This window comes from Klebsiella sp. Q2 (assembly GCF_009900705.1).
GTDB classification, from domain to species: Bacteria; Pseudomonadota; Gammaproteobacteria; order Enterobacterales; family Enterobacteriaceae; genus Klebsiella; species Klebsiella quasipneumoniae.
In genome coordinates this window covers 47,864-71,457 of record NZ_JAAABE010000003.1, presented here as the reverse complement: position 1 = coordinate 71,457, position 23,594 = coordinate 47,864, and the positions used below count along the sequence as shown (strand labels likewise).

General features: G+C 57.0%; 20 protein-coding genes. 15 read left to right on the top strand and 5 right to left on the bottom strand.

Annotated elements, in window-relative coordinates; all coding sequences use genetic code 11:
- Positions 1–204: 204 nt before the first annotated feature.
- The 11 genes from GT756_RS12015 to npr all read left to right on the top strand — a co-directional run bounded on the left by GT756_RS12015 (position 205) and on the right by npr (position 8,101).
- On the top strand, positions 205–1,182 hold the full coding sequence (locus tag GT756_RS12015) for a calcium/sodium antiporter (RefSeq protein ID WP_004206198.1): 978 nt from the start codon (positions 205–207) through the stop codon (positions 1,180–1,182).
- 14 nt (positions 1,183–1,196) lie between these two features.
- Positions 1,197–2,183, top strand: coding sequence for an arabinose-5-phosphate isomerase KdsD (gene kdsD / locus GT756_RS12010; protein ID WP_017899916.1), 987 nt, complete (start codon positions 1,197–1,199; stop codon positions 2,181–2,183).
- 14 nt (positions 2,184–2,197) lie between these two features.
- Positions 2,198–2,764 (top strand): 3-deoxy-manno-octulosonate-8-phosphatase KdsC, encoded by a 567-nt coding sequence (gene kdsC / locus GT756_RS12005; protein WP_023319211.1) that lies wholly within the window; start codon positions 2,198–2,200, stop codon positions 2,762–2,764.
- Positions 2,761–3,336: an LPS export ABC transporter periplasmic protein LptC gene (gene lptC / locus GT756_RS12000; RefSeq protein WP_002918413.1), complete on the top strand. Its 576-nt coding sequence runs from the start codon at positions 2,761–2,763 to the stop codon at positions 3,334–3,336. Before kdsC ends, lptC begins: the two co-directional genes overlap by 4 nt.
- Entirely contained in the window at positions 3,305–3,850 is a 546-nt protein-coding gene (gene lptA / locus GT756_RS11995) for a lipopolysaccharide ABC transporter substrate-binding protein LptA (protein WP_160124820.1), read from the top strand. Before lptC ends, lptA begins: the two co-directional genes overlap by 32 nt.
- A gap of 6 nt (positions 3,851–3,856) precedes the next feature.
- The gene (gene lptB / locus GT756_RS11990) at positions 3,857–4,582 is read left to right on the top strand and encodes an LPS export ABC transporter ATP-binding protein (protein WP_004206203.1); all 726 of its coding nucleotides are present in this window, start codon (positions 3,857–3,859) and stop codon (positions 4,580–4,582) included.
- Positions 4,583–4,629: 47 nt separating this feature from the next.
- Positions 4,630–6,063: an RNA polymerase factor sigma-54 gene (gene rpoN / locus GT756_RS11985; protein WP_004206204.1), complete on the top strand. Its 1,434-nt coding sequence runs from the start codon at positions 4,630–4,632 to the stop codon at positions 6,061–6,063.
- A gap of 22 nt (positions 6,064–6,085) precedes the next feature.
- On the top strand, positions 6,086–6,373 hold the full coding sequence (gene hpf, locus GT756_RS11980; RefSeq protein WP_004206206.1) for a ribosome hibernation promoting factor: 288 nt from the start codon (positions 6,086–6,088) through the stop codon (positions 6,371–6,373).
- A gap of 70 nt (positions 6,374–6,443) precedes the next feature.
- Positions 6,444–6,932, top strand: a complete 489-nt coding sequence (ptsN, locus tag GT756_RS11975) for a PTS IIA-like nitrogen regulatory protein PtsN (protein WP_004144926.1) — start codon at positions 6,444–6,446, stop codon at positions 6,930–6,932.
- A 45-nt stretch (positions 6,933–6,977) separates the two neighbouring features.
- Positions 6,978–7,832 carry an RNase adapter RapZ gene (rapZ, locus tag GT756_RS11970; RefSeq protein WP_004206208.1) on the top strand — a complete coding sequence of 285 codons (855 nt, stop codon included), beginning with the start codon at positions 6,978–6,980 and terminating at the stop codon, positions 7,830–7,832.
- A complete protein-coding gene (npr, locus tag GT756_RS11965) occupies positions 7,829–8,101 on the top strand; it encodes a PTS phosphocarrier protein NPr (protein ID WP_002918431.1) in 273 nt (90 codons plus the stop codon). Before rapZ ends, npr begins: the two co-directional genes overlap by 4 nt.
- A 62-nt stretch (positions 8,102–8,163) precedes the next feature.
- Here npr and mtgA read toward each other — a convergent pair whose 3' ends face one another.
- The 4 genes from mtgA to uxuA form a co-directional block, all read right to left on the bottom strand.
- Positions 8,164–8,889, bottom strand: a complete 726-nt coding sequence (gene mtgA / locus GT756_RS11960; RefSeq protein WP_043520988.1) for a monofunctional biosynthetic peptidoglycan transglycosylase — start codon at positions 8,887–8,889, stop codon at positions 8,164–8,166.
- Positions 8,886–9,539: an isoprenoid biosynthesis glyoxalase ElbB gene (elbB, locus tag GT756_RS11955; protein ID WP_004206211.1), complete on the bottom strand. Its 654-nt coding sequence runs from the start codon at positions 9,537–9,539 to the stop codon at positions 8,886–8,888. Before elbB ends, mtgA begins: the two co-directional genes overlap by 4 nt.
- Before the next feature lie 233 nt (positions 9,540–9,772).
- The gene (arcB, locus tag GT756_RS11950; RefSeq protein ID WP_023319214.1) at positions 9,773–12,112 is read right to left on the bottom strand and encodes an aerobic respiration two-component sensor histidine kinase ArcB; all 2,340 of its coding nucleotides are present in this window, start codon (positions 12,110–12,112) and stop codon (positions 9,773–9,775) included.
- Between the two features lie 148 nt (positions 12,113–12,260).
- The gene (gene uxuA / locus GT756_RS11945; RefSeq protein WP_025999212.1) at positions 12,261–13,325 is read right to left on the bottom strand and encodes a mannonate dehydratase; all 1,065 of its coding nucleotides are present in this window, start codon (positions 13,323–13,325) and stop codon (positions 12,261–12,263) included.
- A gap of 297 nt (positions 13,326–13,622) precedes the next feature.
- Between uxuA and GT756_RS11940 the strand changes: the two genes are divergently transcribed.
- Positions 13,623–14,639 (top strand): Zn-dependent oxidoreductase, encoded by a 1,017-nt coding sequence (locus tag GT756_RS11940; protein WP_053809924.1) that lies wholly within the window; start codon positions 13,623–13,625, stop codon positions 14,637–14,639.
- Positions 14,640–14,715: 76 nt separating this feature from the next.
- A complete protein-coding gene (locus GT756_RS11935; RefSeq protein ID WP_004206215.1) occupies positions 14,716–15,999 on the top strand; it encodes an MFS transporter in 1,284 nt (427 codons plus the stop codon).
- 52 nt (positions 16,000–16,051) lie between these two features.
- Here GT756_RS11935 and GT756_RS11930 read toward each other — a convergent pair whose 3' ends face one another.
- Positions 16,052–16,987, bottom strand: coding sequence for a TIGR01212 family radical SAM protein (locus tag GT756_RS11930; RefSeq protein WP_160124819.1), 936 nt, complete (start codon positions 16,985–16,987; stop codon positions 16,052–16,054).
- A 673-nt stretch (positions 16,988–17,660) separates the two neighbouring features.
- Here GT756_RS11930 and gltB point away from each other — a divergent pair.
- Positions 17,661–22,121: a glutamate synthase large subunit gene (gene gltB, locus GT756_RS11925; protein WP_017899925.1), complete on the top strand. Its 4,461-nt coding sequence runs from the start codon at positions 17,661–17,663 to the stop codon at positions 22,119–22,121.
- A gap of 9 nt (positions 22,122–22,130) precedes the next feature.
- Positions 22,131–23,549, top strand: a complete 1,419-nt coding sequence (gene gltD, locus GT756_RS11920) for a glutamate synthase subunit GltD (protein ID WP_004206218.1) — start codon at positions 22,131–22,133, stop codon at positions 23,547–23,549.
- Positions 23,550–23,594: the final 45 nt, after the last annotated feature.

Here is a 23,594-nt window from a genome sequence, read left to right as displayed (position 1 = left end):
CATCCTTACTAAGCACCTGATGGGCAAGCATCGCCCTTTCTTACGCCACAATCACAACATTTTTACAGAATCTTACCTGCACAGGTTAGCGAAAGCTGGCATTTGTTTTACTTTTGGCACGCATAAAGTCAAAATTAAGAATTCGTTACGCTGCGTAGGGATAACCCAGCGAGGCGACGATTATACCTGAAGAAAGGACTTTAGATGCTCTTAGCGACGGCTCTGTTAATTATTGGTTTATTGCTGGTTGTCTACAGCGCCGATCGTCTGGTCTATGCCGCCTCCATCCTCTGTCGCATGTTGGGGATCCCGCCGCTGATCATCGGTATGACGGTGGTGAGTATTGGCACTTGCCTGCCAGAGATCATGGTTTCCACCGCGGCCTCGCTGCATGGACAGACCGATCTGGCGGTGGGCACCGCGCTCGGCTCCAACATTACTAATATTCTCCTGATCCTCGGTCTGGCTGCCTTACTCAGGCCATTTACCGTGCATTCTGATATTCTGCGCCGCGAATTACCGCTAATGTTGCTGGTCAGCGTACTGGCAGGGCTGGTGCTCTATGATGGTCAACTGTCCCGTCTCGACGGCCTGTTTTTACTGGCGCTGGCGCTGCTATGGCTGCTGTTCACCATCAAAATCGCCCGTCTGGCGGAACGCCAGGGAAGCGATAGTCTGACCCGCGAACAGCTGGCCGAACTGCCCCGTGAAGGGTCGCTGCCGGTCGCTCTGCTGTGGTTAGGGGTGGCGATGATCGTCATGCCGATGGCCACCCGCATGGTGGTAGATAACAGTACGGTGCTGGCAAACTATTTTGCCATCAGTGAACTGACCGTCGGCCTGACGGTAGTGGCGATAGGCACCAGCCTGCCGGAGCTGGCCACCGCCATCGCCGGGGCGCGCAAAGGGGAAGATGACATTGCCATCGGCAATATCATCGGCGCAAATATCCTCAATATTGCGCTGGTGCTGGGTTTGCCGGCGCTGATCGCGCCGGGAGCCTTTGCGGCGGAAGCCTTTACCCGCGACTATGGCGTGATGTTGCTGGTCAGCCTGATCTTCGCCGTGCTGTGCTGGCGCCGCCAGCAGCAGCCGGGACGACTGGTTGGCGCGCTGCTGGTCGGCGGTTTTGTGGTTTGGTTGGCGATGCTGTTCTGGACAGCGCCGCTCTTCGTTGAATGACTCGGGATAACATCATGTCGCAAATAGATTTGCCCACGGATTTTGACTTTCAACAGGCAGGCCGTCAGGTGCTGGAAATTGAACGTGAAGGTCTGGCCCAGCTCGATCAGTATATAAATGACGATTTCACCCGCGCCTGCGAAACGATTTTCCGCTGCGGCGGGAAGGTCGTAGTGATGGGGATGGGCAAATCCGGCCATATCGGCCGCAAAATGGCGGCAACCTTCGCCAGTACCGGCACGTCGGCATTTTTTGTCCACCCAGGCGAAGCCGCGCACGGCGATTTGGGCATGGTTACGCCGCAGGACGTGGTGATTGCATTGTCGAACTCCGGCGAATCGAACGAAATCCTCGCGCTGATCCCGGTCCTGAAACGCCAGCAGGTGAAGCTTATCTGCATCACCAGCCGGCCTGAAAGCAGCATGGCGCGCGCGGCGGATATCCATCTGTGCGTGAAAGTGCCGAAGGAGGCCTGTCCGTTAGGGCTGGCGCCCACCTCCAGCACCACCGCCGCGCTGGTGATGGGCGATGCCCTCGCCGTCGCCCTGCTGGAAGCCCGCGGCTTTACCGCTGAGGATTTCGCTCTCTCGCATCCGGGTGGCGCACTCGGTCGTAAGCTGTTGCTGCGCGTCAATGATATTATGCATACCGGTGATGAGATCCCGCACGTCGGCCTGCAGGCCACCCTGCGCGATGCGCTGCTGGAAATCACCCGTAAAAATTTAGGTATGACCGCTATCTGCGATGACGACATGAACATCATCGGTATCTTTACCGACGGTGACCTGCGGCGGGTCTTCGACACCGGCATTGATATGCGCGATGCCAGCATTGCCGACGTCATGACCCGGGGAGGGATCCGTATCCGTCCCGGCACCCTGGCGGTGGATGCGCTAAACCTGATGCAATCCCGTCATATCACCTGCGTGCTGGTTGCCGATGGCGACCATCTGCTGGGTGTGGTACATATGCACGATCTCCTGCGCGCGGGCGTAGTGTAAGTAAGGAAAAAATAATGAATAATGCTGATGCTCAGTTAGCGACCTGCTATGGGCCGGTAAGCCAGACGTTTCTCGATCGCGCGGCTAAGATCCGTTTACTGATCCTTGATGTCGACGGTGTATTATCCGACGGGCTTATCTATATGGGTAATCACGGCGAGGAGCTGAAAGCGTTCAACGTCCGCGATGGCTATGGTATCCGCTGCGCGCTGACCTCTGGCATTGAAGTGGCGATTATTACCGGACGAAAAGCTAAACTGGTAGAAGATCGCTGTCAGACGCTGGGCATCACGCATTTGTATCAGGGGCAGTCGGACAAGCTGCTGGCGTTCCGCGATCTCACTGACAAACTGGGTGTGCGGCCAGAGGAAGTCGCCTACATCGGCGACGATCTGATTGACTGGCCGGTGATGGCCGAAGTGGGGCTTAGCGTCGCCGTCGCGGATGCGCATCCGCTGCTGCTGCCGCGCGCCGATTACATCACCCGGATTAATGGCGGACGCGGCGCGGTACGCGAAGTCTGCGATTTGTTACTATTGGCGCAGGGCAAGCTGGATGAGGCCAAAGGGCAATCAATATGAGTAAAACCAGACGTTGGGTTATCATTTTACTGTCGCTGCTCGCGCTGATCCTCATCGGCCTGAATCTGGCGAATACGGACGACACGGCCCAGCCGGAGGTCAATCCCAACGACCCGACGTATAAAAGCGAACACACTGACACCGTGGTGTACAGTCCGGAAGGCGCCCTGAGCTATCGGCTGATTGCCGAGCACGTGGAGTATTTTTCCGATCAGGAGGTCTCCTGGTTTACCAAACCGGTGATGACCACCTTTGATACCAATAAGGTGCCGACCTGGTCAGTCAGAGCAGATAAAGCGAAGCTGACAAATGACCGGATGCTCTATCTTTACGGGCACGTTGAGGTGAATGCGCTCGCGCCTGACTCTCAACTGCGCAAAATTACGACGGATAACGCCCAGATAAATCTGGTAACGCAGGACGTTACCTCCGATGACATGGTGACGTTATACGGCACCACATTTAATTCCAGCGGCCTGAAAATGCGTGGAAACCTTCGCAGCAAAAATGCCGAGCTGATTGAAAAGGTGAGAACCTCTTATGAAATTCAGAACAAACAAACTCAGCCTTAAGATTGCGCTCGCCGGCGCGTTACTGGCCGCCAGCCTGCCGGCCCTCGCCAAGACGGGCGATACCGATCAGCCGATCCATATCGAATCCGATCAGCAGTCGCTGGATATGCAGGGCAATGTCGTCACCTTCACCGGTAACGTGGTCGTGACTCAGGGGACGATCAAAATTAACGCTGATAAAGTGGTGGTCACCCGTCCGGGCAATGAAAAAGGCAAAGAGGTGATCGAAGGTTTCGGTAACCCGGCCACCTTCTACCAGATGCAGGATAACGGCAAACCGGTAAAAGGCCGGGCGTCGAAAATGCGCTATGAGCTGCAGAACGATTACGTCGTGCTGACCGGCAACGCGTACCTTGAACAGCTCGACAGCAACATCAAGGGCGACAAGATCACCTATCTGGTGAAAGAGCAAAAAATGCAGGCCTTCAGCGACAAAGGTCGACGCGTCACCACCGTTCTGGTGCCGTCCGAGCTGCAGGACAAAAGCGGCAACCAGCCAAAGAAGAGTAACTAATCCGTTATGGCAACCTTAACTGCGAAGAATCTCGCTAAAGCGTATAAAGGCCGCCGCGTGGTGGAAGATGTCAGTCTCACCGTTAACTCGGGGGAGATTGTCGGCTTGCTTGGCCCCAACGGCGCCGGTAAAACCACCACCTTCTATATGGTGGTCGGGATTGTGCCGCGCGACGCGGGCAATATTATCATTGATGACGAAGACATCAGCCTGCTGCCGCTGCACGCGCGCGCGCGCCGGGGGATCGGCTATCTGCCGCAGGAAGCCTCGATTTTTCGTCGCCTGAGCGTTTATGACAACCTGATGGCGGTCCTGCAGATCCGTGACGATTTGAGCAGCGAGCAGCGGGAAGATCGCGCCAAAGAGCTGATGGAAGAGTTTCATATTGAGCACCTGCGCGACAGCCTCGGTCAGGCGCTCTCCGGTGGTGAACGCCGCCGCGTCGAAATCGCCCGCGCGCTGGCGGCCAACCCGAAATTTATTCTTCTGGATGAACCCTTTGCCGGCGTGGATCCGATCTCGGTTATCGACATCAAACGCATCATTGAGCATTTGCGCGACAGCGGCCTCGGCGTACTGATTACCGACCATAACGTCAGAGAGACTCTCGCGGTCTGCGAACGCGCGTATATTGTCAGTCAGGGACACCTTATCGCTCATGGTACACCGCAGCAGATCCTCGAAGATGAGCAGGTTAAGCGCGTGTATCTTGGGGAAGACTTCAGACTCTGATAGGGTAGAGGTTACAGACGTTTTAGCCGGAGATATTTACCCTGAACATGAAGCAAGGTTTGCAATTAAGGCTTAGCCAACAGCTTGCCATGACGCCGCAGCTGCAGCAGGCGATTCGTTTGCTGCAGTTGTCCACGTTAGAACTCCAGCAAGAGCTCCAGCAAGCGCTGGAAAGTAACCCGTTGCTTGAGCAAACCGATCTTCACGACGAGGTAGAGGCGAAAGAGGTGGAGGACCGCGAGTCTCTCGATACCGTCGACGCACTTGAGCAAAAAGAGATGCCCGACGAGCTTCCTCTCGATGCCAGCTGGGATGAAATCTATACCGCCGGTACGCCGTCAGGCAACGGCGTGGACTACCAGGACGACGAACTCCCCGTTTATCAAGGCGAGACCACCCAGACGCTGCAGGATTACCTGATGTGGCAGGTCGAGCTGACGCCCTTCACCGATACCGACCGCGCCATCGCCACCTCCATTGTCGACGCCGTCGACGATACGGGCTACCTCACCGTTCAGATTGAAGATATCGTCGACAGCATCGGCGATGAGGAGATCGGCCTCGAAGAAGTGGAAGCCGTCCTGAAGCGCATCCAGCGTTTTGATCCGGTTGGCGTCGCGGCGAAAGATCTGCGCGACTGTCTGCTGATCCAGCTCTCGCAATTCGCCAAAGAGACGCCTTGGCTGGAAGAGGCCCGGCTGATTATCAGCGATCATCTCGATCTTCTGGCCAACCATGATTTCCGCACCCTGATGCGGGTGACCCGGCTGAAAGAAGAGGTGCTGAAAGAGGCGGTGAACCTGATCCAGTCCCTGGATCCCCGTCCCGGCCAGTCCATTCAAACCAGCGAACCGGAATATGTCATTCCCGACGTGCTGGTGCGCAAGGTCAGCGGCCGCTGGACCGTGGAGCTCAACGCCGACAGCATTCCACGGCTGAAAATTAATCAGCAGTATGCGGCAATGGGCAACAGCGCCCGCAATGACGCCGACGGCCAGTTCATTCGCAGCAATCTGCAGGAAGCCCGCTGGCTGATTAAAAGTCTGGAAAGCCGCAACGATACCCTGCTGCGCGTGAGCCGCTGCATCGTAGAACAACAGCAGGCTTTTTTCGAACAGGGTGAAGAGTATATGAAGCCGATGGTGCTGGCCGATATCGCCCAGGCCGTCGAGATGCATGAATCGACGATTTCCCGTGTCACCACGCAAAAATATCTGCACAGTCCGCGCGGTATTTTTGAACTGAAGTATTTCTTCTCCAGCCATGTCAATACCGAAGGCGGCGGCGAAGCCTCGTCGACGGCGATTCGCGCGCTGGTGAAGAAACTCATCGCCGCGGAAAATCCCGCGAAGCCGTTGAGCGACAGTAAGCTCACCTCCATGCTGTCCGAGCAGGGTATCATGGTCGCGCGCCGCACTGTCGCGAAGTACAGAGAGTCTTTATCCATCCCGCCGTCAAACCAGCGTAAACAACTGGTCTGACACAACCGATAAGGAAGACACTATGCAGCTCAACATTACAGGACACAACGTCGAGATCACTCCCGCGATGCGCGACTTCGTCACGGCGAAGTTCAGCAAGCTGGAACAATTTTTCGACCGGATCAATCAGGTCTATATTGTGTTAAAAGTAGAGAAAGTGACGCAAATTGCGGACGCGAATCTGCATGTCAACGGTGGCGAAATCCATGCCAGTGCGGAAGGGCAGGATATGTATGCAGCTGTCGATGGTCTTATCGACAAGCTGGCAAGGCAGTTAACGAAGCATAAAGATAAACTAAAACAACACTAATTGTCCGGGCCCCCCTGCGTCAGCCGCCAGGTAACACCGGCGACGGGCGCGGGGGCGCTCAGGTGAAATTATGATGAACAACGATTCGGCTCTACAACTGAGCAACGTCCTGAACCAGGAATGTACCCGTAGCCAGGTTCACTGCCAGAGCAAGAAGCGTGCTCTGGAAATCATTAGCGAACTGGCCGCCAAACAGTTAAGTTTGCCGCCGCAGGTGGTGTTCGAAGCGATCCTCACCCGCGAAAAAATGGGCAGTACCGGGATTGGCAATGGTATCGCCATTCCCCACGGAAAACTGGAAGAGGATACGCTGCGTGCTGTCGGCGTTTTTGTCCAGCTGGAAACCCCCATCGCCTTCGACGCGATCGACAATCAGCCTGTCGACCTGCTGTTCGCGCTGCTGGTGCCGGCCGATCAGACAAAAACCCACCTGCATACGCTCTCCCTGGTGGCCAAACGGCTGGCCGACAAAGCGATTTGTCGTCGCCTGCGCGCGGCGCAGAGCGATGAAGAGTTGTATGAGATCATCACCGAAGCAGGAAGCAGCGATGACGCATAACGGCAGTCGCACCTTATCCTTTATCGTACTGAGGAGAAACGGTACATGGTACTGATGATCGTCAGCGGCCGCTCGGGCTCGGGTAAATCCGTCGCTCTGCGAGCGCTGGAAGATATGGGCTTTTACTGCGTGGATAACCTGCCGGTCGTGCTGCTGCCCGATCTGGCACGGTCGCTGGCTGACCGCAATATTTCGGCGGCCGTCAGCATCGACGTGCGGAACATGCCGGAATCACCGGAGATCTTCGAGCAGGCGATGAAAAACCTGCCGGAGTGCTTTTCGCCGCAGCTGCTGTTTCTCGATGCCGATCGCAACACGCTGATCCGTCGATACAGCGACACCCGTCGCCTGCATCCGCTGTCGAGCAAGAATTTGTCGCTGGAAAGCGCCATCGATGAAGAGAGCGATCTGCTGGAGCCCCTGCGCTCGCGGGCCGATCTGATTGTCGATACCTCGGAGATGTCGGTTCACGAGCTGGCGGAAATGTTACGCACCCGGCTGCTGGGTAAACGAGAACGCGAACTGACCATGGTCTTCGAATCCTTCGGCTTTAAGCACGGTATCCCGATCGATGCCGATTACGTCTTTGACGTGCGCTTTCTGCCAAACCCGCACTGGGATCCGAAGCTGCGTCCCATGACCGGTCTGGATAAGCCGGTGGCCGCCTTCCTCGATCGGCACACCGAAGTGCACAACTTTATTTACCAGACCCGGAGCTATCTTGAGCTATGGTTACCGATGCTGGAGACCAACAATCGCAGCTATCTGACGGTGGCCATTGGCTGCACCGGCGGTAAACATCGTTCGGTTTATATTGCTGAACAACTGGCTGACTACTTCCGCTCGCGCGGTAAAAACGTGCAGTCTCGTCATCGGACGCTGGAAAAACGTAAATCATGACCGTAAAGCAGACCGTTGAAATCACCAATAAGCTGGGCATGCACGCCCGCCCGGCGATGAAGCTGTTCGAACTGATGCAGAATTTCGATGCCGAGGTGTTGCTGCGCAACGATGAAGGCACGGAGGCGGAAGCCAACAGCGTCATTGCCCTGCTGATGCTGGACTCGGCGAAAGGACGGCAGATAGAGGTGGAGGCCAGCGGTCCGCAGGAAGTGGAAGCCCTCGCCGCGGTGATTGCCCTGTTTAATGCCGGGTTTGACGAAGACTAAAGGTGACGCTTCCCGGCGACGGAGACTGGCGACGGTACCAGCCCCGGCGCCGGATTTACCCGCTAATAGAGCTTATGCTCACGTATGAACCCTTCCCCACCCAGCTGTTGCATCTGGCGTAAGATCCAAGCCTGGCGGTTGCGCACATAGCCCGAAGGCGCGTCGGCGCGATAGCGGATCGGGTTTGGCAGCACCGCGGCCAGCAGAGCCGCTTCCCCCGGCGTCAACTGGCTGGCGGGCTTATGAAAATAGCGCTGGGCGGCCGCTTCCACCCCAAAAATCCCCTCGCCAAATTCGGCAATATTCAGGTAGACGGTCAGGATCCGCTTTTTACTCCACACGGTTTCCATGCCGACGGTCAATCCGGCCTCCAGCCCCTTGCGCAGCCAGCTACGACCATCCCACAAAAACAGGTTTTTCGCCGTCTGCTGCGACAGCGTTGACGCGCCGCGGATGCGGGTATCGTGACGCTCATTGTGCGCCAGCGCCTTTTCGATTGCCGAGACGTCAAACCCCCAGTGTTCCGGGAACTTCTGATCTTCGGCGGCAATCACCGCCAGCCCCATCCACGGGGAGATCTTATCCATGGCGACCCAGTCGGAGTGCGCCAGATAGTGGACATCGCCGGACAGCCAGGCGCTTATCTGCCGCTCAAGCATGACCGCCGAAAAGGGCACCGGCAGCACGCTAAACAGCGCGATCCCCCCGCCCCAGAAGACGGCGGCGATCAGCAGCAGACGCAGCGCCAGTCGTTTGAGCAGCGCGAAGGGCGCAATGCGGAGCTTCATGCGCTCAGCGCCAGCACGCGGGCGACCAGTTTTTCGATCCCAGTGGCGGCTTGCACAATATTCTCCGCCAGCATATACGCCGGGGTGGTGACCACTTTATTCTCTTCATCCACCACGATGTCGTCGACCGGGCAAGGCACATGCTCCGCCCCCATCTCCTCCACCACATCGGCAGTGTCGAGATCGGTCCCGATAGTCATCCGCAGCGGAAACGCAAAGATCTTCGGCAGCAGCGCCGGAGCGATGCACATAAAGCCCAGCGGCTTGCCGGCCTGATGCATCGCCAGCGCCAGGGCCCGCAGATCGTGGTCCACCTCGCATTTGCTGCCCTCGGCAGCGAAGCTGCTTAAGTTTTTCGCCGCGCCGAAGCCGCCGGGGACGATCAGCGCGTCCAGCGTCTCCTCACGCGCCTGCGCCAGCGGCAGGATATCGCCGCGGGCGATGCGCGCCGCTTCCACCAGCACGTTGCGCTGCTCCGTCAACGGTTCACCCGTCAGATGGTTGATGACGTCGCGCTGCGGTTTATCGGGCGCAAAGCAGACCGCCTGCGCGCCGTTGCGCGCGATCGCCAGCAGGGTAATCACTGCCTCATGAATTTCACTGCCGTCGTACACGCCGCAGCCGCTCAGTACCACACCAATTTTTTTCATCGCCTTCGCTCCTCCATGCAACTCGCTGAAACCAGTCAAAAATGTCGATTTACTCGCTATGCTTCACATATTTTACTGATTCATGTAACAAATTAGTTAAGCTTTGCTATCTTAATGAGCGAGCAATCCACTTCTCAGGTTGCGCCACGTAACAACATCACTCAAATCAAACTGGCTCAACCACCAGTTCCCTGGTGTTGGCGCAGTATTCGCGCACCCCGGTCTGTCCGGGGTCATTTTTTCCCGGCCTTCGCCACCCATGCCTTCAGAATCGCCACGTCGTTTTGCCACTCGGATTTCATCTCTTCAACCCATTCAGCGACATTATCAGACCAGGCAGGCAGGTCCGGCGTCTGGATCTGCTGACCCAGCTGCTGGATGTGGCGCAGGCCAATAGAACCCGCAGCCCCTTTGATCTTATGACCCTCTTCGACGATCCCTTTTTGATCGCGGGCGGTGAGATTAGACTCAAGGACCGACATATAGCCCGGCATCATCTTCTCAAACACCGCGAGACCATCGTTGATAAGCTTCGGTCCCACCAGTTCGATGTATTGCTCCAGCATATCGGTATCCAGCACCGCGTCGGCTTTATGCAGATCGGCCGCCGGCGCTTCCTGCGCCTCCTCTTCCGGCGCATCCCAGAATTTTTTGATCATGGCCGTCAGCGCCGGCACCGATAGCGGCTTGCTCAGCACATCGTCCATGCCGGCATCAAGATACTCTTTCTTATTCTTCAGCACGTTGGCGGTCAGGGCTACCAGCGGCGGCAGCTCATCCGCGGCAAAATTCTGTTTTAGCTGACGAGAGATATCCAGACCCGTCATATCCGGCAGCTGGATATCCAGCAGCACCAGGTCGTACTCGCCAGGCTCAAACATCTCCAGCGCGGCTTTACCGGTCATCGCGACATCCACGCTGTTGCCCAGCTTTTCCAGCACCGAGCGCGCCACGATGACGTTGAGCTCAATATCTTCTACCAGCAGCACGTTGAGCGCCGGTAATGGCATGTCGTCTTCCGCCAGGGTATCTTCCACTTCTTCCGCAATGGCAGGCGCATGGACGGTGAGCGTAAAGGTCGCTCCTTTACCCGGCTGGCTGGTGACGCTGATATCGCCGCCCATATTGCGCGCCAGGCGGCGCGATACGGCGAGGCCAATCCCGGTGCCGGTGGCTGGTTTGCCGCCGTGGCTGTCTTTGACCTGGTAATACATGGCGAATATTTTGTCCTGTTCCGCTTCAGGAATACCAATCCCGGAGTCTTCCACTTCGAAGTGCAGGATATCGCCTTCGTCATAGCGTACGCGGACGTTCACCCCACCGCCCTGTGGGGTAAATTTCACGGCGTTGCTGATAAGATTCCACAGGATCTGCCGCAGGCGGGTGCCGTCGGTGATCACCTTGTGCGGCAGCGGCAGGCTCGGCTCCAGCACAAAGCGCAGTCCCTTCTGCTGCGCCTGCAGACCGGAAAGGTTTTCAAGGTCGGCAAGGAAGCTGGTGAAGTCCACCGGCTGGTTATCGAGCTGTACCTTACGGCGCTCCATTTTATCCATGTCGATAATATCATTGAAGATATTCCCCAGCGTCACCGCCGAGACATGGATGGTTTTCAGGTATTTTTCCTGCTCGCTGGTCAGTTCGGTATCCAGCAAAATTCGGCTCAGCCCGACGATCCCGTTCAGCGGGGTACGCAGCTCATGGCTGATGGTGGAGATGAAGGTGGTTTTATCCCGGCTGGCGCGTTCGAGGGCGTCCTGATAGCGTTTTCGTTCGGTGATATCGCGCCCGAAGCCCATCAGGCCGCGACGCTTGCCGACGCGATCGTAGTACGGGACCTTGCGGATTTCGAAGCACGCTTTACGGCCATCGGGATAGTCCAGCCACTGCTCATAGGTCAGCGATACATTGTGGCGGAACACCTTCTCATCGGTTTCCAGCACCTTTTCCGCTGCTTCTTCGCTATAGACGTCCTGTGGTTTGAGGTGGATCAGCTGTTTCTCGCTTTTGCCGGTCAGCAGTTCCATCGCCCGGTTACAGCCGGAAAACTCTTTATCCTCATTGCGGTAAAAGACCAGGTCCGGGGAGGCGTCGAGGAAAGAGCGCAGAAAGGAGGATTGCTGTTCGAGCTGGATCTGCGTCTCTTCACGCTCTTTCATCTCGATCTTCAGCTGCTCAAGGGTGGTCTCACGCTCGGCTTCCGCCTTTTCACGTTCGCCAATCTCCTGATTCAACTGCGCGATATTGTCTTTCAGCTGCACATTCAGCTTCAGATCGCGCTCGCGCATCTCCTCCAGCTTCTCCACCAGCCGCGACAGACGCTGGCGGGACTCTTCGAGTTGCTCCACCACCACCGAGAGAAAGTAGACCGCCCACGGGGTGATGAGCAGACCGAAGAAGATAGAGCGGATAACGTCGATGCTTTCAACCTGGCCATGCAGCACCATGGTGACCGCCATCTGTACCACGATGGCCAGCACCACCAGCGCAAGAGCCAACAGCATTGAAAAGCGGACCAGACCCAGCTTCATCATCAGGTCGACATAATACTGCGCCAGCATACGAATTTGCTTCATAGGGGATTCCTTCACAACAACTCCGCACAATAATACTCAATTCTGAGCAATGCGCTGTAAGTTGTGCAAAAAATGCGGGAAGGAGCCGATATGACGGCTGGTCGCCAAGGCGAACCAGCCGCTAAAAAGAGGCATGGTCAGGAGGAGGCTAGCGCTTGCTTAGCGCCTCCCAGAGACCTTTGAGGTAGGTCACCCCGAGTGCGCGATCGTATAAACCATAGCCCGGGCGTCCGGTCTCTCCCCAGATAAAGCGGCCATGATCCGGGCGTATATAGCCGTCGAAGCCGTTGTCGTGCAACGCTTGCATCACCTTGTACATATCCAGGGAGCCGTATTCTGACGGATGGGCGCACTCGTAAAAGTCTTTATCCTGCATCAGTTTAATATTGCGGACGTGGGCAAAATGGATCCGCTTGCGGCGGGTAAACTCAGCCAGAATAGCGTATACGTCGTTATCCGGATCTTCGGCAATCGAGCCGGTGCAGAGGGTAATGCCGTTGGCGGGTGAATCGACAGCCCGGCAGATCCAGTCCAGATCGTCGCGGTTTTTGACCACACGCGGCAGGCCAAATATCGAGTACGGCGGATCGTCAGGATGGATCGCCATTTTCACGCCCACCTCTTCGCAAACCGGGATCACCGCCTGGAGAAAATAGACCAGGTTCTCCCGCAGCTTGTGGTCATCCACCGCGCTATATTTGGCAAACAGGGTCTGCACTTCCGCCAGCCGTTCCGGCTCCCAGCCCGGCAACGCGAAGCCGTTTGAATTCTCCAGGACCTCCTTAACCACGTCTTCCAGCCGCTTATCGATATCTTTCTTCTCAAAAGCCATCGTCAACGAGCCATCCGGCAGGACGTAGTTCATATCCGTCTTCATCCAGTCAAACACCGGCATGAAGTTATAGCAGATGACTTTGACGCCGAAGCGGGCAAGGTGGCGAATGGTCTGCTGATAGTTGGCAATATAGCGGTCACGGGAAGGGAGGCCGATTTTGATGTCATCATGGATGTTGACGCTCTCTATCACCTCCATTTTCAGGCCTGCGGCATGGGCCTGGCTGACCAGACGCTCAATTTTATCCTCCGGCCATACCTCGCCGACCGCGACGTCATAGAGCGCGCCGACCACTCCCTCCACGCCGGGCACCTGGCGTATATGCTCTAATGAAACCTTATCTTCCTCTGGTCCAAACCAGCGCATTGTCATCTGCATCGTCATCACCTGCTCAACATAGTTTAATTTCACCCTACTACCATACCAGTAATCATAATTGATTGATCCTTAACTGTCGTGATGACGATCACATTCCTGCTGACCGGCTCGTCGGTAAGGTCGCTTTCGCGGCATTCATAATTTTTCTCAATTTATTTCAATAGATTAATCATTCCCGGGCTTTTTCTGACGACCTTCGCCAAATGTGATCCAGAGCTAGTTATGATCAATTGCATACTTGTATGGTAATAAAAATAACGCTATTTGTTCAGAAAACAGACAAGGGAAGGAACAGAAATGAGAAGCGTCGTTGTCAAAGAGCCAGGCCAACTGAACATCGAATCCCGTCCGGTTCCCGCTCCGGGCGCCCACGAAGTCCGGGTGAAAATCGCCTTTGCCGGGATCTGCGGGTCCGATGTGCATATCTATCAAGGCCATAACCCCTTCGCGAAATATCCCCGCGTTATCGGCCATGAATTCTTCGGCATCATTGATGCCGTCGGCGAGCAGGTCTCTTCGGCACGCATCGGCGAGCGCGTCGCGGTCGACCCTGTCGTCAGCTGCGGCCATTGTTATCCCTGCTCGGTGGGGCGGCCGAATGTCTGTGCGCAGCTCCAGGTCATCGGGGTTCACCGCGACGGCGGATTCAGCGACTACGCCTGCGTGCCGGCGAAAAACGCCTGGCGCATTCCGGAGGCCATCAGCGATCGTCAGGCGACGATGGTTGAGCCTTTTACCATTGCGGCAAACATTACCGCCCAGCTGCAGCCCACGGCGCAGGATATCGCCCTGATCTACGGCGCAGGTCCGATGGGTCTGACGGTGATCCAGGCGCTGAAGGGGGTGTATGGCGTTAAGCAGGTGATCGTAGTGGACCGCATTGCCGAACGTCTGCAGATGGCGCGGGACAACGGCGCCGATTTGACGCTGGATAACACTCACCAGCCGCTGGCGGAACAGCTGGCGCAGCGGCAGATAGCCCCCACGCTGATCATCGATGCCGCCTGCCATCCGGCGATCCTTCAGGAGGCCATTCTCCTCGCCTCTCCCGCCGCACGCATCGGCATACTCGGCTTCTCCGGCGAGCCGTCCACCCTGACCCAGCAAAGCATCACCAGTAAAGAGATCTCCATTTTCTCCTCCCGGCTAAACAGCGGGCGTTTTCCGCTGGTTATCGACTGGATGGAGAAAGGCCTTATCCAGCCTGAGGCGTTAATCACCCACTGCATGCCGCTGGAGCAGGTAAAAGAGGCGATGGAGATTTTCGCCAACGATCGGAAAACTTGCTGCAAGGTATTGCTGCAGCTGGGTTAAATGCTAAATAACGGGCGACGTGAATATTGATATCCGTCGCGCCAGAGCTCAATAATATAATCATCATGGTGTCATCATGGGAAAAAATATCCGCTGGATTATCGTCCTGTTATTATTTTTAGTATATATGATTAATTATCTGGACCGGGTGGCGTTATCCATTACGGTACCAATGATTGAAAAGGATCTGGCGCTAAACGCTGAACAATTTGGTATTATTTTCGGCAGTTTTTTCTTCGGCTATGCGGTATTTAATTTTATTGGCGGTCTGGCCGTAGATAAGTTTGGCGCAACGCTAGTCCTGGGGCTGGCGGTGGGGATGTGGTCGCTGTTTTGCGGCTTAACTGCCTTTGCCACCGGCTTTTATTCCATGCTGATGCTGCGAGTCCTCTTCGGGATGGCTGAGGGCCCGATTTGCGCGTCGGCGAACAAGATGATCAACGGCTGGTTTCCCAAGAAGCAAGCGGCCACCGCCGTGGGGCTGCTCAGCGCCGGCTCTCCGCTGGGCGGCGCGGTTGCCGGCCCCATCGTCGGTTATCTGGCCCTGGCATTCGGCTGGCGCCCGGCGTTTATGATTATTTTCGCCATCGGCATTGTGTGGATGATAGTGTGGTTTTTTATTGCCGCTAACTCGCCGGAAAAACATAAACATGTCAGCCGGGAAGAGCTCATGCTCATTAATAATATGAAGCAAGAGGAGTCTGCGCTGGAATCAACTGAAAATCAAACCGCCCACTCGCTGGGTTATTATCTCAAACAACCTATTATACTGGTGACGGCCTTTGCCTTCTTTTGCTACAACTATATTCTGTTTTTCTTTCTCAGCTGGTTTCCGTCCTATCTGGTTCAGCAGCACCATCTCGATATTAAACAGATGAGCCTCACCACCATGATCCCATGGATAGTCGGCTTTGTCGGTCTGGCGCTGGGGGGCTATATTTCCGATAAAATTTTTAAACTCACCGGACGCCTGCTGCTGTCACGCAAAATTGTGCTGGTGGTATGTCTGCTGATGGCCGCCATCTGTGTGGGGCTTGCCGGTACCGTCAGCAGCGTCGTTCCTGCCGTTCTGCTGATGTCGGTCTCCATCTTTTTCCTCTATGTCACCGGAGCGATCTACTGGGCGATTATCCAGGACGTGGTGCATAAATCCCGCGTTGGCGGCACCAGCGGCTTTATCCACCTTATCGGCAGCGTCTCCGGCATCGTGGGACCGATTGTCACCGGCTATATCGTACAGTCTACCGGTAAATTCGACAGCGCCTTTGTCCTCGCCGGCACTATCGCCGCGCTCGGCGCCCTGCTGGTGCTGTTCGTGATCAAAACGCCGCGTGTGACGATGAAAGCCAGTCAGGCTTAGTTGACAGGAAAGCCATGCCCGGCGCAGCCATCACGCCGGGCATCCTCTTAGACTATTTCGCCGACTGGGGCGCGACCCAGCTGCGGCCCAGCGCCGAACCCTGAGCGCCCTGCTCATTCAGATAGCGATCCAGTTCAACCATTCCGGTCCAGCGATTTTCGCACCACAGCGGCGCGAGCAGCGTCGGCCGACGGGCGCTGGCCGATATGCGATGGTAGATCACCTCCGGCGGGGTATGGCGGATCATCTCCCCGGCGGTGACGGTATACGCCTCCAGTTCGATGCCATCGAGACGACCGGTCTGCCATGCTTTTGCCATAATGCTGCCTTTCACAATATGCAGCGGATGCAGCTTTATGCCATCCACGCCGGTGGTCACGACCCGCTCCACCGTCTCGAGGCCATGCTCCTGGCTCTCCCCGGGCAGGCCGACGATCAGATGCGCGCATACCTTCAGTCCGCGCTCACGCGCCAGACGCGCAGTGCGCTGGTAACAGGCGAAATCATGCCCGCGGTTAATGCGATGCAGGGTCTTATCATGGGCGGTCTGCAGCCCCAGCTCCAGCCAAACCTCATACCCCTGCTGGTGGTATTCACTGAGCAGGTCGAGAACCGCCTCCGGCACGCAGTCCGGGCGGGTGCCAACGCAGAGGCCAACGATATTCGCCTCGCTGACGGCCTGACGATACATCGAGCGGAGCACCTGCACTTCAGCAAAGGTGCTGGTATAGGCCTGAAAGTAGGCCAGATAACGCTTTGCCCGGTTAACAAGCTGCGCCTGATGGGCGAGCTGTTCGGCGATGGATCGATGCTGCTGCGCTTCATCCGCAAATGAGGCCACGTTACAGAATGTGCAACCGCCACGGCCCAGCGTACCGTCGCGGTTCGGGCAGCTAAAACCGCCGTGCAGCGTTAGCTTATGGACCTTTTCACCATAGCGGCGCAGAAGATCCCCACCAAACATATTGACTAATTTCTGTAACTGCATAATCTGATAGACCGGCCTCAACAAAGGGGGCCAAGCCTGCCACTTTTCGTCACCGACGGCGATGACCTGGATCAATCGTCAGCGCGGCGAATCATCCCATTGCATAAACAATCATGATTACTGCAATTTCATTCACCCACAGGGTAATGAGTTTTCCTTATATTTCATCATCGCGCGGCCCTAATCTGCTTTATGGTAAAAAACAGTATTAATATCCATCACACACATTTATAGCAGTCAAATGTGCTAATAATGAAATATATTTCAGCGTAGATCGGTAATGCAAAGCCGCGCGCACAGTGAGACAGATCACACTAGCCTTACCCTCTGCAGGCGTATCCAAAGCATAAAAAATAGCATTATTTATTTTAAAAACAACAACTTAATACCTGCATAGCACATTTTTGTATTAATAAGATTGCCATTTGACGTAAGTGTGGATTCCCGATAAGTTGGGAATCCGCTGGAAGCTTTCTGGATGAGCACTCTGCTCATCATATTTATGCAGTAATTGAGATTCCCTCTTAACAGCAAGTCCTCAAACTTGTGTACCGATGCGAAAAGGATTTAAAGAGGGCGAATGCGAGGTGCAAACCCCGTCGCCATGCTCTTTCTGTGCCTGTGCGCAATCGGTATCGGAGGGGGTCCGTAGAGCCTGGGGAGGTTCACTGATATGTTGTACGACAAATCCCTTGAGAGGGATAACTGTGGTTTCGGCCTGATCGCCCACATAGAAGGCGAACCTAGCCACAAGGTAGTGCGAACCGCGATACACGCACTGGCCCGCATGCAGCACCGTGGCGCAATCCTTGCCGATGGTAAAACCGGCGACGGTTGCGGTCTGCTGCTGCAAAAACCCGATCGTTTCTTCCGCATCGTTGCCGAAGAGCGCGGCTGGCGTTTAGCCAAAAACTACGCCGTTGGGATGCTGTTCCTGAATAAAGATCCTGAACTGGCGAAAGCGGCGCGCCGCATCGTTGAAGAAGAACTTCAGCTTGAGACCCTGTCGATCGTCGGCTGGCGCGATGTGCCGACCAACGAAGGCGTGCTCGGTGAAATCGCCCTCTCCTCGCTGCCCCGTATTGAGCAAATCTTTGTTAACGCCCCGGCCGGCTGGCGCCCGCGCGATATGGAGCGCCGTCTGTTTATTGCGCGTCGTCGCATTGAAAAACGCCTGCAGGAAGACAAAGATTTCTACGTTTGTAGCTTGTCCAACCTGGTCAACATCTATAAAGGTCTGTGTATGCCGGCGGATTTGCCGCGCTTCTACCTGGACCTCGCAGACCTGCGCCTGGAGTCGGCTATCTGCCTGTTCCACCAGCGCTTCTCCACCAACACCGTACCACGCTGGCCGCTGGCACAGCCGTTCCGCTACCTGGCGCACAACGGTGAAATCAACACCATCACCGGCAACCGCCAGTGGGCTCGCGCCCGTACCTATAAGTTCCAGACCCCGCTGATCCCGGACCTGCACGACGCCGCGCCGTTCGTTAACGAAACCGGCTCCGACTCCAGTTCAATGGACAACATGCTGGAGCTGCTGCTGGCCGGCGGGATGGACATTGTGCGCGCCATGCGTCTGTTGGTGCCGCCAGCCTGGCAGAACAACCCGGATATGGATCCGGAGCTGCGTTCATTCTTCGACTTTAACTCCATGCATATGGAGCCATGGGACGGCCCGGCGGGCATCGTCATGTCCGACGGTCGCTACGCGGCCTGTAACCTCGACCGTAATGGCCTGCGCCCGGCGCGCTACGTCATTACCAAAGATAAGCTCATCACCTGCGCCTCTGAAGTCGGCATCTGGGACTACCAGCCGGACGAAGTGGTTGAAAAAGGCCGCGTGGGCCCGGGCGAGCTGATGGTTATCGATACCCGTGCCGGACGCATTCTGCACTCGGCGGAAACCGATGACGATCTGAAGAGCCGCCATCCGTATAAAGAGTGGATGGAGAAAAACGTTCGTCGCCTGGTGCCGTTTGAAGATCTGCCGGACGAAGAGGTTGGCAGCCGCCAGCTGGACGACGATCTGCTGGCCAGCTACCAGAAACAGTTTAACTACAGCGCGGAAGAGCTGGACTCGGTTCTGCGCGTGCTCGGCGAAAATGGCCAGGAGGCGGTCGGCTCTATGGGCGATGACACGCCGTTTGCCGTCCTTTCCAGCCAGCCGCGCATTATCTACGATTACTTCCGTCAGCAGTTCGCCCAGGTGACGAACCCGCCTATCGATCCGCTGCGTGAAGCGCACGTCATGTCGCTGGCCACCAGTATCGGTCGCGAAATGAACGTCTTCTGCGAAGCGGAAGGCCAGGCGCATCGTCTGAGCTTCAAATCGCCGATCCTGCTGTATTCCGATTTCAAACAGCTGACGACGATGGAAGAAGAGCACTATCGTGCCGACGTCCTCGACATCACCTTCAACCCGGCAGAGGCTTCCCTCAGCGAGACGGTGAAGGCCCTGTGCGACAAAGCGGAGCAGATGGTACGCGATGGTACCGTGCTGCTGGTCCTCTCCGACCGTAACATCGCCAAAGACCGCCTGCCGGTGCCGGCGCCGATGGCCGTTGGCGCGATCCAGACCCGTCTGGTCGATAAAAGTCTGCGCTGCGATGCCAACATCATCGTTGAAACCGCCAGCGCCCGCGATCCGCACCACTTCGCCGTGCTGCTGGGCTTCGGTGCGACAGCTATCTATCCGTACCTCGCCTATGAAACGCTGGCGAAGCTGGTCGACAGCAAAGCCATCGATAAACCGTACCGTGCGGTGATGCTGAACTATCGCAACGGTATCAACAAAGGTCTGTATAAGATCATGTCCAAGATGGGGATCTCGACCATCGCCTCCTACCGCTGCTCGAAGCTGTTCGAAGCGGTCGGTCTGCATCGCGATGTCTCCGATCTCTGCTTCCAGGGCGTGGTCAGCCGCATCGGCGGCGCTGGCTTCGACGATTTCCAGCAGGATCTGCTGAATCTGTCGAAACGCGCCTGGCTGGCGCGCAAGCCGCTGGCTCAGGGCGGTCTGCTGAAGTACGTTCACGGCGGCGAATATCACGCCTACAACCCGGACGTGGTGCGTACCCTGCAGCAGGCTGTGCAGAGCGGCGAGTACAGCGATTATCAACAATACGCGAAGCTGGTTAACGAACGCCCGGCGGCCACGCTGCGCGATCTGCTGGCGCTCAACCCGGGCGAAGATGCCATCAGCATCGACGACGTGGAGCCGGCGAAGGAGCTGTTCAAACGCTTCGATACCGCAGCGATGTCGATCGGCGCCCTGAGTCCGGAAGCGCACGAATCGCTGGCGGAAGCGATGAACAGCATCGGCGGCTTCTCCAACTCCGGTGAAGGCGGTGAAGACCCGGCGCGCTACGGCACCAACAAAGTGTCGCGCATCAAGCAGGTGGCATCCGGCCGCTTCGGCGTCACCCCAGCCTATCTGGTCAATGCCGACGTTATCCAGATCAAAGTCGCCCAGGGCGCGAAGCCGGGTGAAGGCGGTCAGCTGCCGGGTGATAAAGTCACCCCGTACATCGCTAAACTACGCTATTCGGTACCGGGCGTGACGCTGATCTCCCCGCCGCCACACCACGATATCTACTCTATCGAGGATCTGGCGCAGCTGATTTTCGACCTCAAGCAGGTTAACCCGAAAGCGATGATCTCGGTCAAGCTGGTTTCGGAACCGGGCGTGGGCACCATCGCCACCGGCGTAGCCAAGGCTTATGCCGATCTGATCACCATCGCCGGCTACGACGGCGGCACCGGGGCAAGCCCGCTCACTTCAGTGAAATATGCCGGCTGTCCGTGGGAGCTTGGTCTGGTGGAAACCCAGCAGGCGCTGGTCGCTAACGGTCTGCGTCACAAGATCCGTCTGCAGGTGGATGGCGGCCTGAAAACCGGCCTCGATATCATCAAAGCGGCGATCCTTGGCGCGGAAAGCTTCGGCTTCGGCACCGGCCCGATGGTGGCGCTGGGCTGTAAATACCTGCGTATTTGTCACCTGAACAACTGCGCGACCGGCGTGGCGACCCAGGATGACAAACTGCGTAAGAACCACTATCACGGTCTGCCGTTCAAAGTGACCAACTACTTTGAATTTATCGCCCGTGAAACCCGCGAGCTGATGGCCCAGCTGGGCGTCAAGCGACTGGTGGATCTGATTGGCCGCACCGATCTGCTCAAAGAGCTGGATGGGTTCACCGCCAAGCAGCAGAAACTGGATCTGGGTAAACTGCTGGAGACCGCAGAGCCGCATCCTGGCAAAGCGCTGTACTGCACCGAAAATAACCCGCCGTTCGATAACGGCGTGCTCAACGCCCAGCTGCTGCAGCAGGCGAAACCGTACGTGGATGAAAAGCAGAGCAAAACGTTCTGGTTCGATATCCGCAATACCGACCGCTCCGTGGGGGCCTCGCTGTCCGGGTATATCGCCCAGACCCATGGCGACCAGGGACTGGCGGGCGACCCGATCGTCGCTCACTTTAGCGGCACCGCGGGCCAGAGCTTCGGCGTGTGGAACGCCGGCGGCGTGGAACTGCATCTGACGGGCGACGCCAACGACTATGTCGGCAAAGGCATGGCGGGCGGTCTGCTGGCCATTCGTCCTCCGGTGGGCTCCGCTTTCCGCAGTCACGAAGCCAGCATTATCGGCAACACCTGCCTGTACGGCGCGACCGGTGGTCGTCTGTACGCCGCAGGCCGCGCAGGTGAGCGTTTCGCGGTGCGTAACTCCGGCGCCATTACCGTGGTGGAAGGCATCGGCGACAACGGCTGTGAATATATGACCGGCGGCATCGTCTGCGTGCTCGGTAAAACCGGCGTCAACTTTGGCGCAGGGATGACCGGCGGCTTTGCCTATGTCCTGGATGAAGATGGCGACTTCCGCAAGCGCGTGAATCCGGAGCTGGTGGAAGTGCTGGACGTTGACTCTCTGGCCATCCATGAAGAGCACCTGCGCGGTTTAATCACCGAGCACGTACAGCTTACCGGTTCGCAACGCGGCGAAGAGATCCTCGCCAACTGGCCGGCCTTCTCCGCGAAGTTTGCGCTGGTTAAACCGAAGTCCAGCGATGTTAAAGCACTGTTGGGTCACCGTAGTCGTTCCGCAGCTGAGCTGCGGGTGCAGGCGCAGTAAGGGGTTAAGATGAGTCAGAACGTTTATCAATTTATCGACCTGCAGCGCGTTGATCCGCCAAAGAAACCGCTGAAGATCCGTAAAATTGAATTTGTGGAAATTTACGAGCCGTTTTCAGAAGGCCAGGCCAAGGCGCAGGCAGATCGCTGCCTGTCCTGCGGCAACCCGTACTGCGAATGGAAGTGCCCGGTGCATAACTACATCCCGAACTGGCTGAAGCTGGCCAACGAGGGACGTATTTTTGAGGCGGCTGAGCTGTCGCACCAGACCAACACCCTGCCGGAAGTCTGCGGGCGCGTTTGCCCGCAGGACCGCCTGTGTGAAGGCTCCTGTACGCTGAACGATGAGTTCGGCGCGGTGACCATCGGCAACATCGAACGCTATATCAACGATAAAGCATTCGAGATGGGCTGGCGTCCGGATCTCTCCGGCGTGAAACCGACCGGTAAAACCGTCGCTATCATCGGCGCTGGCCCGGCGGGCCTCGCCTGTGCCGACGTCCTGACCCGTAACGGCGTCAAGGCGGTGGTGTTTGACCGCCATCCGGAAATCGGCGGCCTGCTGACCTTCGGTATCCCGGCGTTCAAGCTGGAAAAAGAGGTGATGACCCGCCGCCGGGAGATCTTCACTGGCATGGGCATTGAGTTCAAACTCAATACCGAAGTGGGCCGTGACGTGCAGCTTGACGACCTGCTGAAAGAGTACGATGCGGTGTTCCTCGGCGTTGGCACCTATCAGTCAATGCGCGGCGGGCTGGACAACGAAGACGCCCAGGGCGTCTACGACGCGCTGCCGTTCCTGATCGCCAATACCAAGCAGATCATGGGCTTTGGCGAAACCGCCGATGAGCCCTACGTCAGCATGGAAGGCAAACGCGTGGTGGTTCTCGGCGGTGGCGACACCGCGATGGACTGCGTACGCACCTCCGTCCGTCAGAATGCGGCTCACGTGATCTGCGCCTATCGTCGTGACGAAGAGAACATGCCGGGTTCAAAACGCGAAGTGAAAAACGCGCGTGAAGAAGGCGTGGAGTTCCAGTTCAACGTCCAGCCGCTGGGTGTGGAAGTGAATGCCAACGGCAAAGTGTGCGGCGTGAAGATGGCGCGCACCGAGATGGGCCAGCCGGATGCAAAAGGCCGCCGTCGCGCGGAGATCGTTCCCGGCTCTGAGCACGTGGTGCCGGCAGACGCCGTCGTCATGGCGTTTGGCTTCCGTCCCCACAGCATGGAGTGGCTGGCGAAGCACAGCGTCGAGCTGGACTCCCAGGGCCGCATCATTGCCCCGGAAGGCAGCGAGAACGCCTTCCAGACCAGCAACCCGAAAATCTTCGCCGGTGGCGATATCGTGCGCGGTTCCGACCTGGTGGTCACCGCGATTGCCGAAGGACGTAAAGCGGCGGACGGGATCCTGAACTACCTGGAAGTGTAATGCGAATACCCGGATAGCGGTTTTATCCGGGTATGGGACTCAGGC